The organism is Microbispora sp. H10836 (assembly GCF_012999525.1).
Taxonomy (GTDB): domain Bacteria; phylum Actinomycetota; class Actinomycetes; order Streptosporangiales; family Streptosporangiaceae; genus Microbispora.
Genome location: NZ_JABBWU010000021.1, coordinates 111,052 through 124,422, shown reverse-complemented (window position 1 = coordinate 124,422; position 13,371 = coordinate 111,052). Strand labels below are relative to the sequence as shown.

The window sequence follows — 13,371 nt, the reverse complement described above, 5'->3', positions numbered from 1 at the left end:
CGACGCGTAGAACCCGACGCCCGCCGCCCCGGCTCTCCACGCGGGTTTTCCGCGTTCGGGGCGGCGGGCGTCGCGGCGGGTTCAGGTCGCCGGGGCGGTGCGGGCGGCGAGCCTGCGGCGGCGGAGCACGACGAGGCGGCCGAAGGAGAGCGCGAGAGCCGCGGACATCACGCCGAGCCCGGCGGGACCGGCCACGAACAGCGACATCACCAGGCCCAGCAGGCCGCCCAGCACCCAGGCGATCTGGAGCAGCGTCTCGGCGACGCCGAACGCCGAGGAGCGCACCTCCTCGCCGATCTCACGTTGCACGATGGCGTCGAACGCGAGCTTGCCAAGGCCCTGGGCGAACGCGCCCACGAGGGCGACGACGGCCGCGGTCCACACGGTGAAGAAGAACGCCGCCGCGACCGTGGCCACCGTGGCCAGCGCGAGCGTGGCCATGACGGTCAGGTGCGGGGAGCGGGAGCGGGACCAGGAGCCGGCTGCGGCCCCGGCCAGGCCGCCCGCGCCCGCGGCGGCGGCCAGCAGCGCCAGTGCGACCTTGGGGTCCACGCCGCGCAGGTGGCCGTCCTGGACGAGGAACAGCAGGAAGAACACGAGGAACCCCGACTGGACCCGGATCGCGGCGTTGGCGCCCATGGCCTCGCCCACCACCGGGCCCAGGTTGAGCACGGTGCGCCATCGGGGCCGCGGCTCGTCCTCCTCCAGGTCGGGCGCGTCCACGTGCCGCGGCAGCCGTACGGCGAACACCCCGGACAGCAGGAACAGCGGCACCGCGCCGCGCAGCACCCAGTCGGGCCCGGCGACGGCCGACAGGCCGGTCGCCAGGCCCGCGCCCACGCCGGCCGAGACCAGCGCGAACAACGCGACCCTGGCGTTGGCGGTCACCAGCGGGATGTCGGCGGGCAGCACGCTCGGCATGATCGCCGCACGGGACACGTTGTACGCCTTCGACAGGACCAGTACGGCGAGGGCCGAAGGGAACAGTGTGACGGCGTCGGAGGTGTGCACGGCCCCGGCCATCCCCCAGCACAGCAGCCCCCGCGCGAGCAGGGTGCCGGCCATGATGTAGCGGCGGCCCGAGCGGAGCCGGTCGAGCACCGGCCCGACGAAGGGCGCGACGACCGCGAACGGCAGCATGGTGATCAGCAGGTACGCCGCGACCTGGCCGCGGGCCTGGCCGACCGGCAGCCCGAACAACAGCGCCCCGGCGAGGGCCACCGTGACCAGCGCGTCCCCGGCCGAGTGCGCGGCCGTCAACTCGATCAGGCGGCCGAGACCGGTGCGCCCGGCTCCCTGCGCGTGCGTGAGCCGGCGCGCCGCCCGCGCCGGTGATCTCACAACACGCGTGACGTTCGCCCAAATCTTCACCATAGGCACCGAGGGTCCTTCCATGATTTACCCATCCAGCCGGTGCGGTCCGCTCGCGGCGTGGGTGAAAATGGAGTGTGAGTCGTACCCGAATCCGTAGCACTCCAGTCGACCAGGCCTGTGCGGCGGCGGTCGACCTCGCCCGCCGGGCCGCGGAGGACATCGCGCGCCCGGGAGAGGTGGGAGAGCACCTGGGCTTCGACAGCGAAGGCGACCGGCTCGTCACCCACTACTTCGAGTGCCTCGACCGCGCCTACCGCGGCTGGCGCTGGGCGGTCACCGTGACACGGGCCTCCCGCGCGCGCATCGTGACAGTGAGCGAGACCGTGCTGCTGCCCGGCTCGGGCGCGCTGCTCGCTCCCCGCTGGGTGCCGTGGAACGAGCGGCTGCGCCCGGGGGATCTCGGCGTGGGCGACCTGCTGCCGGTCGAGGCCGACGACGACCGGCTCGTGCCGGGGTTCGCCTCCGACGACGAGGACATCGACAAGCAGATGGTCTTCGAGCTGGGCCTGGGGCGCGCCCGCGTCCTGTCGGCGATCGGCCGAGACCTCGCCGCACGGCGCTGGCGGGCCGGTGAGGCCGGTCCGCACACCCCGATCGCGCACGCCGCCCCCGCGCAGTGCTCCACCTGCGGCTTCTACTGGCAGCTCGCCGGAGCGCTGGGCCTCGGCTTCGGGGTCTGCGCCAACGAGTACGCGCCGGACGACGGCCGCGTGGTGTCCGCCGACCACGGCTGCGGGGCGCACTCCGAGGCGACCACCGTGCCCTCGATGGTCATGGACCCGGCGCCCCCGATCCTGGACGACATGGGATACGACATCATCGAGTCGGGCTCCGTCGACGAGGCCGACTCCGAACCTCTGGGTCACGCCTGATCATGTTCGACACCGCGCGCCTGCGTGACACCGTTCTCGCGGCCTGGACGGCCTCGCCCGCCCGCTTCCGGGAGGACGCCAACGCCGAAGAGGACTTCGCCCTCGGCGGTTACCGCGACCGGCTGGTCGTGGAGCTCGCCCAGAACGCCGCCGACGCCGCGCTGCGGGCCGGCGTGCCGGGCCGGCTGCGGCTGACGCTCGCCGACGGCGTGCTGCTGGCCGCCAACGTCGGCGCCCCGCTCGACGAGACGGGCGTCGAGGGCCTGAGCACCCTGCGCGTCTCCGGCAAGAAGGGCGAGGCGGGAGCGGCCGGACGCTTCGGCGTCGGCTTCGCCGCCGTCGTGTCGGTGACCGACACGCCCTCGATCGCCTCCCGCGCCACCGGTGGCGTCCGCTGGTCGCGCGAGGAGACCGCCGCGCTGGTCGCCGCCCGGCCGGAGCTCGCCGCCGAGCTGGAGGGACGCGAGGGGCACGTGCCGCTGTTGCGGCTGCCGTTCTCCGACGACTCCCTCGGCGTCCCCGAGGGCTACGACACGGTCGTCCGGCTCCCGCTGCGCGACCAGGCCGCCGAGCAGGCCGTACGGCGCATGCTGGAGGAGGCAGGGCCCGCGCTGCCGCTGTCGATGCCGGCGCTGGAGACCGTCGAGATCGAGCTGGACGGGCGGACCCGCACGATCTCGGCCGACGGCTGGCACGTCGTCGCCGAGTCCGGGACGTTCACCCCCGAGCAGGTGGCCGAGCTGTTCGCCGACCGGCCGACAGAGGAGCGGGCCCGGCCTTACTGGGAGGTCCGCTGGGCCGTCCCCGCCGGCCGCCGGAGCGACGTCCCCAAGGTGGTGCACGCGCCGACGCCGAGCGACGAGCCGCTCGACCTGCCCGCGCTGCTGATCGCGTCCTTCCCGATGACCACCGACCGGCGGCACGTCGCCCCCGGGCCGCTCACCGACTTCCTCGTCGCCCGGGCCGCCGAGGCGTACGTCCGGCTGCTGCGGGAGCTCCCGGCGACCCCGGACCTGCTCGACCTCGTGCCCGGCCTGATGGGCAAGGGCGCGCTCGACGCCGCGGTCCGGCGGGAGATCGTCACGGCGCTGCCGGACACGCCGCTGCTGCCGTCGCTCTCCGACGGGGTAGTGCCGGGCAACCAGGCGCGGGCGGTCGAGGGGTCGGCCGAGTTCCTGGCGCTGATCGCCGGCATCGTCCCCGGGCTGCTGCCCGCGGGCTGGGCCTCCCGGCACCCGGCCCTGACCACGCTCGGCGTGCGCCGGGTCGACCTGGCCGACGTCGTGGACATGCTGTCCGGTGAGGCCGTGGAGGACAAGGACCCGTCCTGGTGGCGGTCGCTCTACGAGGTGCTGCCCGCCGACGACCTGGAGGCGGTCGGCGCGATCGCCGTGCCGCTGGCCGACGGCCGCCTGGTGCGCGGCCCGCGTGGCACGCTCGTGCTCACCGGGGAAAGCTCTGTGGACCCCTCCCTGCTGGCGCCGCTCGGGCTGCGGATCGTCCACCCTGGCGCCGCTCACCCGCTGCTGCTGCGGCTGGGCGCGGCCGAGGCGACCCCGCGTACGGTGCTGGAGGACCCGCTCACCCACGCGGCCGTGTCCGAGTCGCTGCACAACGCCGAGCCCGAGCCGGTGGCCCAGGCCGTGCTGGCGCTGGTCGACGCGGCGGGCCTGACCGCGGGGGAGGCGCCGTGGCTGGCCGAGCTGGCGCTGCGCGGCGCCGACGGCGAGCTGTACGCGGCGGGCGAGCTGCTGCTGGCCGAGGGGTCGCTGGCCGGCCTGATCGACCCCGAGGTGCCGTTCGGCGTCGCCGCCCCCGACCTGGTGGAGAGGTTCGGGCCGCACGTGCTGGCGGCGGCCGGGGTGCTCGACGGCTTCGCCGTGGTCAACGACTCCGACGTGCTGCTCGACCCGGCCGAGTGCGACCACGACCTCGACCTCGAGGACGAGTGGCTGGAGGCCGTGCTCGACCTGCTGCCTGACCTCGACGTGCCGCCGGTGGTCCGGGAGTTCACCGCCGTACGCGACCTGGAGTACGTCGCGGACTGGCCGAGCGCGCTCGCGCTGCTGTCGCGGCCCCCGCTGCGCGCCGCCCTGCGGCCCATGCGGGTGCTCGCGGCGGGGGAGACCGTCGAGGTGCCGTCGTACACCGCCTGGTGGTTGTCGCGGCACCCGGTGCTCGGCGGGCGCAAGCCGACCGAGCTGCGGCTCCCGGCGGGCGATCCGCTGCTGTTCGGCCTGTACGGCGAGGCGCCGGCGGGGATCGACGCGGACGCCCTGAAGATGATCGGCGTCCGGTCCACCCTCCCCGAGCTGCTCGACTCGCACGGCGGCCCGGAGGAGCTGCTCGACCTGCTGGCCGACTCGTCCCTGGAGGTCGACCGGGCCCAGCTGCGGTCCCTGTGGATCGCGCTGGCGGCCGTCGATCCCACCCGGGTGAGCCCGCCTGAGGCCGTACGCGCCGTGCTGAAGGGCACGGTCACGGTCGCGGACGTCGAGGACGGCCCGGTCGTGGTGGAGGCGCCCGACCTGCTCCCCCTGGTCGAGGACCGGCCGCTCGTGCTCGCGCCCTTCGACCTCGCCGAGGCGCTGTCGGAGGTGCTCGACCTGCCGCTCGCCGGGGAGGAGGTCGCCGGGGCGGTCACCTCGACCGGCGCCGAGAAGCCCGTGCCGTCCGAGGTGCGCTCGCTGCTGCCCGGGGCGCCCTCGACGTACGTCGAGCACGACGAACTGCTCGTGGACGGCCGGCCGGTGCCGTGGCGGTTCTTCGAGGGCGTGGTGCACGCCACCGGCGTCGACGGCCTGGCCAGGGGCCTCGCCTGGGCGTCCGGCCAGTGGGGCGACCGCCTCGCCGTGGCGGCGCTGCTGCGCGACCCCGCCCGGGTCCCCCTGCTGCTCGCCGAGGCCGACCTCGACCCCACGGCCTCGATCTAAGCGTCGTAGGAGACCCGGCCGGACGCGGTGAAGTACGCGGCGGTCTCCGCGTCCGCCGGGTAGTACGACTCGATCGCGACCTCGTCCAGGGTGATGTCCATCGGGGTGCCGAACGTGGTGGTGGTCGAGAACAGCCGTAGTTCGCGTCCGCCGAAGCGGAAGATCATCGGAACTGCGACCTCGGACTCGATCGGATGACTCGCGTCCGCACAGCCGGGGTCCGCGCCGGGTGCCAGCAGCTCCTCGTAGAGCGCGGCCAGCTCGTCGCCGGGGGCGACGGCGAGCTGACGCCGGATGCGGATCCGCAGCAGCGCACGCACCTCGGCCAGGTTGAGGATGTGCGGAGCGAGCCCGCGCGGGTCCAGCCCGAGCCGCACCATGTTGATCGGCGGCCGCAGCAGATCGGGCGCGACGTGTGCGAGGAACGGGCCGAGGGCGTCGTTGGTCATCACGATGTTCCACCGGTGATCGACGACCAGCGCGGGATACGGCTCGTGCGCGCGCAGGACCCTCCCGATCGCACCCCGGGCCGCGGACAGCGCATCCCCGTCGAGCGGCCGTTCGGCGTAGCGGGGTGCGAAGCCGGCGGCGAGCAACAACCGGTTGCGCTCGCGCAAGGGCACGTCGAGCCGTTCGGCGAGCCGCACGATCATGTCGGCGCTCGGGTTGGACTTGCCGGTTTCCACCAGGCTGATGTGACGGGCCGAGACGTCGGCGGCGATCGCGAGATCCAGCTGGCTGATCCGCCGATGGTGACGCCACTGCCGCAGCAGTTCCCCGACCGTGTGCATGGCCGCCGATGCTACTCCCGCGCGAGCCGTACGCCGATGAAATGCCACTTCATCGACAATCCACGCCGATTGCGGAAACACTGCCGTCCATGCCTGCCAAGGACATGACCACAGACAACAAGAGCATCGTGCGACGGGCGCTGGCGGCGCTGGTCGCGACGGGTGACGTCGACGCGCTCGCGCGGTCGCTGAGCGACGACTTCGTCCACCACCGGCCGGATGCGACATCGAGGACAAAGGCGGAATGGCTCGCCGCCGTCCGCACCGCGCTCGGGCCGCTCGCCGGCATGCAGGTGGAGATCCGGCACGTGGTGGCCGACGGCGATCACGTTGTGCTGCACTCGCGGCGCAGGCTGCCCGGTGCCGGGCCGGAGATCGCGGTCGTCGACATCTGGCGGCTCGACGACGGGCTGATCGCCGAGACATGGGAGATCATCGAGCCGGTGGCCGAGGCGACCGGCCACCTGACGTGGTGGGAACCCGCCTACTGACCGGGTCAGGTCGTCGCCCGGTGGCTGCAACTGTCGGGCTTCAGCGCAGGGCCGGCAGGTCGTAGTCGGGCAGGTCGATGCTCGAGGCCTTCGCGAACTGCGAGGCGATCAGGTTCCGCATCGGCCAGCGCGTCATCGCGCGCATGGAGGCGGCCCGCATCCGGATCGCGAGCGCGGTGGACGGCGCGAAGCCGTTCACGCCGCCGGGCGGCAGCTTCTGCGCCTCGCCGACGTAGGGGCGCATGATCCGGTCGTAGTTGCGCAGCGCCACGCGGTGGTCGCCGGTGGTGGCGAGTTCGCCGGCCAGGACGTACGCGCCGACCAGGGCGAGGCTGGTGCCCAGACCGGTCAGCGGCGTCGGGCAGTAACCGGCGTCGCCGAGGAGCACCACCCGGCCGCGCGACCATCGGTCGAGACGCACCTGCCCCACGGACTCGAGGAAGAAGTCGGACGCGCCGGCCATCGCGGACAGCAGCCGCGGCGTCTCCCACCCGGCGCCCGCGAAGCGGCCGGCGATGATCGCTTTCTGCGCGGCGACGTCCCGGCGGTCGTAGGCGATCGGCCCGGAGCGGAAGCCGAAGCTGACCTTGACCTCGCCGGGCAGGCGTCCGGGCCGCGCCGAGACGGTGAGGCCGCCCGGGGCGTTGTACATCTGGTACCAGCCGCCGAGGTCCAGCTCGTCGTGGGCCGTGAACCACGAGATGTAGAGACCCAGCGGGTGGATGTGGCGCGCGTGCGGGCCGAAGGCCAGCGCGCGTACGGCCGAATGCAGCCCGTCCGCGCCGACGACCAGCGAGAACCGGCGCGGCGCGGACTTCTCGAAGGTGACGTTCACCCCGTCGTCGTCCTGCTCCAGCGCGGTGACGGTGTCGTCGAACACGTACTCGGTGTGCGGAAGCGACGCCTCGTAGAAGAGACGCGCGAGGTCACCCCGCAGGATCTCGATCTCGGAGACGATGCCCTCGCCGCCGAAGCTGTCGGCCGGGAGGCGGGCCGTGATACGGCCCTTCTTGTCGACGGCGGCGATGCCACGCTGCTCGACGGCGATCGCCCGCGCCTGGTCCAGCAGGCCCATCCGGGCGACCACCGTACGGCCCGCGCCGCGCAGGTCCACGGTTTGACCGCCCGGGCGGGGAGCGGGCGCGCGCTCGACGATCGTGACGGCGAAGCCGGCCCTGCTCAGCCAGTACGCCAGCACGGGTCCGGCGATTCCGCCGCCGGATACGAGGATGTCGTTGTTCGGCATAGTGCACACTGTACGGCGTACACATGCGGCGTACAAGCCGTTGTGCTGGGGGAATGAACATGAAGCACTAGTGCACTGACGAACTGTGGGCGGGTGGTGCGCGGTGTCGCCGCAGCGTGCGCGGCTACAGTGGTGCACTAGTGCGGGGGAGGTGTGGTGACCGGTCCGGGAGCAGGGCGTTACCAGGAGATCGCCGCCGAGATACGCAGGCGGATCGAGGCGGGCGAGCTCCGGGCGGGCGACCGCGTGCCGTCGACCCGGGAGATCGTCCGGGAGTGGGGCGTCGCGATGGCGACCGCGACGAAGGTCCTCACCGAGCTGCGCCGCGAGGGGCTCGTCCGCGCCGTTCCGGGCGTCGGCACGGTCGTCGGCACAGGTGATCGTCCGGCGCCGCCGCCCGCGGGCGGCTACGGCGCGGCGGCCCCGGCGGGGGCGCCCGCCCGGGTAACGCGGCGGAGCATCCCGGACGGAGTGCTCACGCCCGAGCGGATCACCACGACGGCCATCGCGGTCGCCGACGCCGAAGGGCTCGCGGCGGTCTCGATGCGCCGCGTGGCGGCCGAGCTCGGGGTGGCGACCATGTCGCTGTACCGGCACGTCGCGGACAAGGACGCCCTGCTGCTCCAGATGATGGACACGATCTTCGGGCGGATGCGGTTTCCCGAAGAGCCGCCCCGGCACTGGCGCAGCAGGATCGAGCTGGCCTCCCGGATGCTGTGGGCGACGTTCCGGCGGCATCCGTGGCTCGCATCGGCCATGTCGGTGACACGGCCGCAGGTCATTCCCAGCGCGCTGCCGTTCATGAAATGGGTGCTCGGCGCTCTCGACGGTCACGGTCTCGACCCGGTGACGATGTTCACCGCCTACATCACCGTGTTCAACCACATCCGCGGCACCGCGATCAACCTGGAGTTCGAGGCGGAGGCCGAGGCGCTCACCGGGCTGGACGCCGACGAGTGGATGGACGCCCACCAATCGGCGTTCGAGGCGATCACGGCGGGTGGTGATCTGCCGCTGTTCGAGCGGCTCAGCGCGGACGGCGGATTCGACCTCGACATGGACGCCCTGTTCGAGTTCGGCCTGCAGCGGCTTCTCGACGGCATCGCGGTGCTCCTCGACGGGACACGCTGAGCGGGGGCCGCGGTCAGGGGCGGCGGGGCTCCGATCCGGTGACCTCGTCGACGGGGGCGGCCTCACCCAGCCGGGCGTCGCGGCGGCGGACGTACCAGAGCCCGAACAGGCCGAGGCCGATGCCGGCGACGCAGACCCAGGCGGGGCGATGATCGGCCGGTCTGACCACCAGCAGCACGACGGCGAGGGCGATCGCCCACAGCACCGTTCCGGTCAGGATCGTGATGGTGTCCCTCGTCCTGAGAGGCATGGGGTCCGGGTGGCGCTCGCTCACGCCAGCCAGCTTAGAAGGTCGCGCAGGTGAGCCGGTATCTTCATGACAAACCAGTCACGAAAGGACAACGCTGCTCCCCTGGCTCTTTCCGCCGATGGTAAGGGCCTGCGACTCTGCGCGCGTGAATGCGAACCCCATGAACACCCCTAATTTTCTCGATCGATACTTCTCCATCTCAGCCCGTGGATCCACCGTCGGACAGGAGGTCCGCGGCGGTTTCGCCACCTTCTTCACGATGGCCTACATCGTGGTGCTCAACCCGCTCATCATCGGCACCGTCGCGGACAAGACGGGCCAGTTCCTCGGCGACGGGGAGAACCCCAACATCGCGCTGGTCGCCGCGGCCACCGCGTTCGTGGCGGGCATCCTCACGATCATCATGGGCGTCTTCGGCCGGGTGCCGTTCGCCCTGGCGACCGGTCTCGGCCTGAACGCCTTCCTCGCCTTCGGCATCGCCAGCCAGATGTCGTGGGAGGACGCGATGGGCCTGGTGGTGCTGGAGGGCATCGTCATCGCGATCCTCGTGGTGACGGGCTTCCGGGTGGCGGTGTTCCACGCGATCCCGGCACAGCTCAAGACCGCGATCAGCGTCGGCATCGGCCTGTTCATCGCGCTGATCGGGTTCGTCGACGCCGGGTTCGTCCGGCGCATGCCGGACGCGAGCAACACCACGGTTCCGGTGAAGCTCGGCGCGTTGGGCAACGGCTCGCTGACCGGTTGGCCCACCCTCGTCTTCGTCGTCGGCCTGCTCGTGACGGCCTTCCTCGTCGCCCGCAGGGTCAAGGGCGCCATTCTGATCGGGATCGTCGGCACCACAGTGCTCGCCATGATCGTCGAGGCGGTCGGCAAGATCGGGGCGCAGGTCCCCGACGGCAGCAACCCCAACGGGTGGTCGCTCAACGTGCCCGAGTGGCCGAAGAACTTCATCGAGCTGCCCGACCTGTCGCTGCTCGGCCAGTTCAGCCTGTTCGGCAGCTTCGCCAAGATCGGCGGCCTGGCGGCCGTGATGTTCGTCTTCACGCTCATGCTCGCCGACTTCTTCGACACGATGGGCACCATCGTCGGCGTGGGCCGCCAGGCGAACCTGGTCCAGGAGGACGGGACCGTCGAGCGCACCAAGGAGATCCTGCTGGTCGACTCGCTCGCGGCGGCGGCCGGCGGCGCGGCCAGTGTCTCGTCCAACACCACCTACATCGAGTCGGCGGCGGGCGTCGGCGAGGGCGCACGCACCGGTCTGGCGAGCATCGTCACCGGTGTGCTGTTCCTGCTGGCCATGTTCTTCGCCCCGCTGACGGAGATCGTGCCGTTCGAGGCGGCGACCCCGGCCCTCGTGGTCGTCGGTTTCCTGATGATGACGCAGGTCAAGGAGATCGACTTCAGTGACTTCGAGACCGCGATCCCCGCGTTCCTGACCATCGTGCTCATGCCGTTCACGTACTCGATCACCGCCGGCATCGGCGCGGGCTTCGTGAGCTACATTGCGATCAAGGTGTTCCGCGGCAAGGCGCGCGAGCTGCACTTCCTGATGTGGCTGGTCGGCGCGCTGTTCGTCGTGTACTTCGCCCTCGAGCCCATCAAGACCCTGCTCGGCCTGGGCTGATCCGCGTTTCACCGGGAGGCCGCCGTGGCGATCGTCGCCGCGGCGGCCTTCTGCGCGCCGGCCGGGTGCCCTCCGCGAGCCGCTCCCCCACAGGGGGGAGGCGTTTCCCCCGCACACGGGAGTGCTGCCGGGCACGTCGTTTCTACGGTCGAGTCATGCTCGATTCCGCTCACCCACGACGTTGGCCGGCGTACGCGCTGGCCGTGTTGTTCCTCGGCTACGCCGCGGGGAAGGCCGCCTTCGCCCTGCAGGACCGGCTCGGCTTCCCGGGCGGCCCGCCCGTGTCGGCCGCCGAGACGCAGGGGTACCTCATGGACGCGGCCACCGCGCAGTGGCTCGCGACCGCCTCCGGAATCGTGGGCGCGTGTGTCGCCCTCGCCACGGTCATGCCGCTCGGGCGCACGGCGCCGAGGACGCTGATGCTGCTCGTGCTGGCCGTGATGCTGGCGGCTGTCGGAGGCGGCGCGGGCATCATGATCCTGGACGGGTTCGTCGGCATGGGCGTGGGCTGGAAGTGGTATCACGGCGTGCTCGGCATCGTCGTGATCGGACTGTTCGCAGAGATGTTCCGGTCATACGCGAAAGCGACGAGACGTGTCGCGGGCTGACTGGACGCGGGTGGGCGGTTACGGCGCGGCGGTCTGCTGCGCGGCCTACGGATCGATGAAGCTCGCTCAGGCGCTGGGAGCCGGGGCGCTGGCCGACAAGGACCCCCTGCCGCCGGGGCTGCGCGAGCGGCTGCTCGCGCGCGATCCGCTGTTCGTGACGAGTCATTGGGTGCTCGCCGGCGCCGCGGCTGTCGGTGTCGTCGTGGCGCTGGCCATCGTCCGTCCCCGGAGAGCGGCACCTCTGCGCCGGCTGCTGCCGGCGATCGCCTGGACACTGGGAATCTTGATGATCGCCCGGTCGGCCGGAGCGCTGGGGTTCGGGTTCGTCGGCGACGCGCTGGTGCTGGCCGGGGTCTCCTCGGTGCCCGCCGAGCACGCCGCGCTCGCCCACGACCTGGCGCGGTGGGACCTGCTGCTGTGGTCGCCGTTCTTCCTGCTCTGGGGCGCGTGCTGGACGGCGGCCGCGTGGCGGCCGAGACGATCTGTCGGGGCCGGGCGCTAGTGTCGTGACGTGGCCGTGAGGGGACAGCGACGGGTGCCGGTGGAGTTGCTGCCGCGGCTGCGCCTGGCCAGGGACCGCATCGACCGCGACTACCGCGGCGAGCTCGATCTCGACGCGCTCGCGGCCGTGGCCGGGATCTCCAAGTTCTACTTCGTCCGCTGCTTCGAGGCGGCGTACGGCGAGACGCCGATGCGCTACCTGACCCGGCGCCGCATCGAGCGGGCCCAGGACCTGCTGCGCGGGGCCAACCTCACGGTCACCGAGATCTGCATGGCGGTGGGGTTCACCAGCCTCGGGTCGTTCTCGGCCAAGTTCCGTCAGCTCGTGGGGGAGAGCCCGAGCGGTTACCGCGACCGGTGGGCGGCGCTCGGCGGGCCGCACGTCCCGGGGTGCTGGCTGTTCATGCGCGGGGTGCTCGACCTCACGGGCACGGCCGGGCCGCGGAAGGGGCCCCCGGATTGTGCAATTTTGGAGAAGCCCAGGTCAGAGGGGTCGCAGTAGCGTCCTCGGCATGATTAAGAACGTCTCCCTGACGACCGTGTACTGCCTCGACCAGGACGCGGCGCGGGACTTCTACGTCGACGTGCTCGGCTTCGTCCCGCGCACCGACATCAGCATGGGCGAGGACTTCCGCTGGGTCACCGTCTGCCACCCCGATCACCCGGAGCTCGAGCTCACGCTCATGAAGCCGGGACCGCCGCAGGACCCCGAGACCGCCGGCTTCTACCGCCGTCAGCTCGAGAAGGGGCAGATGGGCGGCCTCGGCCTGCGGGTCGACGACTGCCGCAAGACCTGCGAGGAACTCACCGCCAAGGGCGTCACGGTCCTGCAGGAGCCCGAGGAGCGGCCGTACGGGGTGGAGGCGGTCGTCCGCGACAACCAGGGCAACTGGCTCGTCCTGGTCGAGCCGAGGGAGTTCACGCCGGAGGACTTCGCCTGACGCCGGAGCGCGTCCGGAAGGCCCGGTCCCCATGGGGGCCGGGCCTTCGTCGTCCGCGGGCCCGGTGACTCGCCGGTACGGTGTGTCGCGATCACCGTGCAGAGCAGGACGGTTTGGAGGAATGCGGACATGCACCATATAGTTAGCAAAGGTAATGACTTATGCTAACGAACGCCCAGAACTTACGCAGCGACGCCGCTCTCGCGTCCGCCTTGCGCGTGTCCCTCGCCCGGCTGACGCGACGGATGCGCAGGCAGGCCGCGCACCACTCACTGACGCCCACACAGCTCGCGACACTCGTCGCCGTCGAGCGCCACACCGCAATGACTCCCGGCGAGCTCGCGGAGCACGAGAAGGTGCAGCCACCCTCGATGACCCGCGTGATCGCCAAGCTGGAGGAGCGGGGTCTGCTGGCACGCAGTCCGCATCCGACCGACCGGCGGCAGGTGACGGTCAGCGTGACGCCGCAGGGAGCGGAGCTGCTGAAGGAGGAGCGCCGCACCAAGGAAGCCTGGCTGGCGCAGCGGCTCAGGGATCTGACGCCGGAGGAGAGGGCGACACTGCGAGCGGCGGCGCCGATCCTGGAGAAGCTGTCGACGATGTAGGCGG

The 13,371-nt window shown here is 72.1% G+C and carries 14 protein-coding genes; 10 read left to right on the top strand and 4 right to left on the bottom strand.

Features of this window, described 5'->3' with window-relative positions:
* Nucleotides 1-81: 81 nt before the first annotated feature.
* Complete coding sequence (locus HHX30_RS31650; protein WP_310742193.1) at nucleotides 82-1,341, bottom strand: MFS transporter; 1,260 nt, start codon at nucleotides 1,339-1,341, stop codon at nucleotides 82-84.
* Between the two features lie 107 nt (nucleotides 1,342-1,448).
* On the opposite strand from HHX30_RS31650, the gene HHX30_RS31645 reads away from it, so the two are divergent.
* Nucleotides 1,449-2,246 (top strand): DUF3027 domain-containing protein, encoded by a 798-nt coding sequence (locus HHX30_RS31645; protein ID WP_169986520.1) that lies wholly within the window; start codon nucleotides 1,449-1,451, stop codon nucleotides 2,244-2,246.
* Between the two features lie 2 nt (nucleotides 2,247-2,248).
* Nucleotides 2,249-5,179, top strand: a complete 2,931-nt coding sequence (locus tag HHX30_RS31640; protein ID WP_169986518.1) for a sacsin N-terminal ATP-binding-like domain-containing protein — start codon at nucleotides 2,249-2,251, stop codon at nucleotides 5,177-5,179.
* On the opposite strand, the gene HHX30_RS31635 is transcribed toward HHX30_RS31640, so the two are convergent.
* Nucleotides 5,176-5,970 (bottom strand): helix-turn-helix domain-containing protein, encoded by a 795-nt coding sequence (locus HHX30_RS31635; protein WP_169986516.1) that lies wholly within the window; start codon nucleotides 5,968-5,970, stop codon nucleotides 5,176-5,178. The genes HHX30_RS31640 and HHX30_RS31635 overlap by 4 nt on opposite strands.
* Nucleotides 5,971-6,059: 89 nt before the next feature.
* Between HHX30_RS31635 and HHX30_RS31630 the strand changes: the two genes are divergently transcribed.
* The gene (locus tag HHX30_RS31630) at nucleotides 6,060-6,461 is read left to right on the top strand and encodes a nuclear transport factor 2 family protein (protein WP_249350651.1); all 402 of its coding nucleotides are present in this window, start codon (nucleotides 6,060-6,062) and stop codon (nucleotides 6,459-6,461) included.
* Between the two features lie 40 nt (nucleotides 6,462-6,501).
* On the opposite strand, the gene HHX30_RS31625 is transcribed toward HHX30_RS31630, so the two are convergent.
* Nucleotides 6,502-7,707: an FAD-dependent monooxygenase gene (locus tag HHX30_RS31625; RefSeq protein ID WP_169986514.1), complete on the bottom strand. Its 1,206-nt coding sequence runs from the start codon at nucleotides 7,705-7,707 to the stop codon at nucleotides 6,502-6,504.
* Between the two features lie 156 nt (nucleotides 7,708-7,863).
* Here HHX30_RS31625 and HHX30_RS43515 point away from each other — a divergent pair, with 156 nt between their 5' ends.
* Nucleotides 7,864-8,838, top strand: a complete 975-nt coding sequence (locus HHX30_RS43515) for a TetR/AcrR family transcriptional regulator C-terminal domain-containing protein (protein WP_169986512.1) — start codon at nucleotides 7,864-7,866, stop codon at nucleotides 8,836-8,838.
* A 13-nt stretch (nucleotides 8,839-8,851) separates the two neighbouring features.
* On the opposite strand, the gene HHX30_RS31615 is transcribed toward HHX30_RS43515, so the two are convergent.
* Nucleotides 8,852-9,112: a DUF2530 domain-containing protein gene (locus HHX30_RS31615; protein WP_169986510.1), complete on the bottom strand. Its 261-nt coding sequence runs from the start codon at nucleotides 9,110-9,112 to the stop codon at nucleotides 8,852-8,854.
* Nucleotides 9,113-9,206: 94 nt separating this feature from the next.
* Here HHX30_RS31615 and HHX30_RS31610 point away from each other — a divergent pair, with 94 nt between their 5' ends.
* The 6 genes from HHX30_RS31610 (at nucleotide 9,207) to HHX30_RS31585 (ending at nucleotide 13,367) form a co-directional block, all read left to right on the top strand.
* Nucleotides 9,207-10,712, top strand: a complete 1,506-nt coding sequence (locus tag HHX30_RS31610; RefSeq protein WP_169986508.1) for an NCS2 family permease — start codon at nucleotides 9,207-9,209, stop codon at nucleotides 10,710-10,712.
* A 155-nt stretch (nucleotides 10,713-10,867) separates the two neighbouring features.
* Entirely contained in the window at nucleotides 10,868-11,320 is a 453-nt protein-coding gene (locus HHX30_RS31605) for a hypothetical protein (protein WP_169986506.1), read from the top strand.
* Nucleotides 11,307-11,822 (top strand): DUF3995 domain-containing protein, encoded by a 516-nt coding sequence (locus HHX30_RS31600; RefSeq protein ID WP_249350650.1) that lies wholly within the window; start codon nucleotides 11,307-11,309, stop codon nucleotides 11,820-11,822. Before HHX30_RS31605 ends, HHX30_RS31600 begins: the two co-directional genes overlap by 14 nt.
* A gap of 9 nt (nucleotides 11,823-11,831) precedes the next feature.
* Entirely contained in the window at nucleotides 11,832-12,323 is a 492-nt protein-coding gene (locus tag HHX30_RS31595) for an AraC family transcriptional regulator (RefSeq protein ID WP_311922951.1), read from the top strand.
* Nucleotides 12,324-12,333: 10 nt separating this feature from the next.
* A complete protein-coding gene (locus HHX30_RS31590; protein WP_169986504.1) occupies nucleotides 12,334-12,762 on the top strand; it encodes a VOC family protein in 429 nt (142 codons plus the stop codon).
* Nucleotides 12,763-12,923: 161 nt separating this feature from the next.
* Nucleotides 12,924-13,367, top strand: a complete 444-nt coding sequence (locus tag HHX30_RS31585; RefSeq protein WP_169986502.1) for a MarR family winged helix-turn-helix transcriptional regulator — start codon at nucleotides 12,924-12,926, stop codon at nucleotides 13,365-13,367.
* The last annotated feature ends 4 nt before the right edge of the window (nucleotides 13,368-13,371 follow it).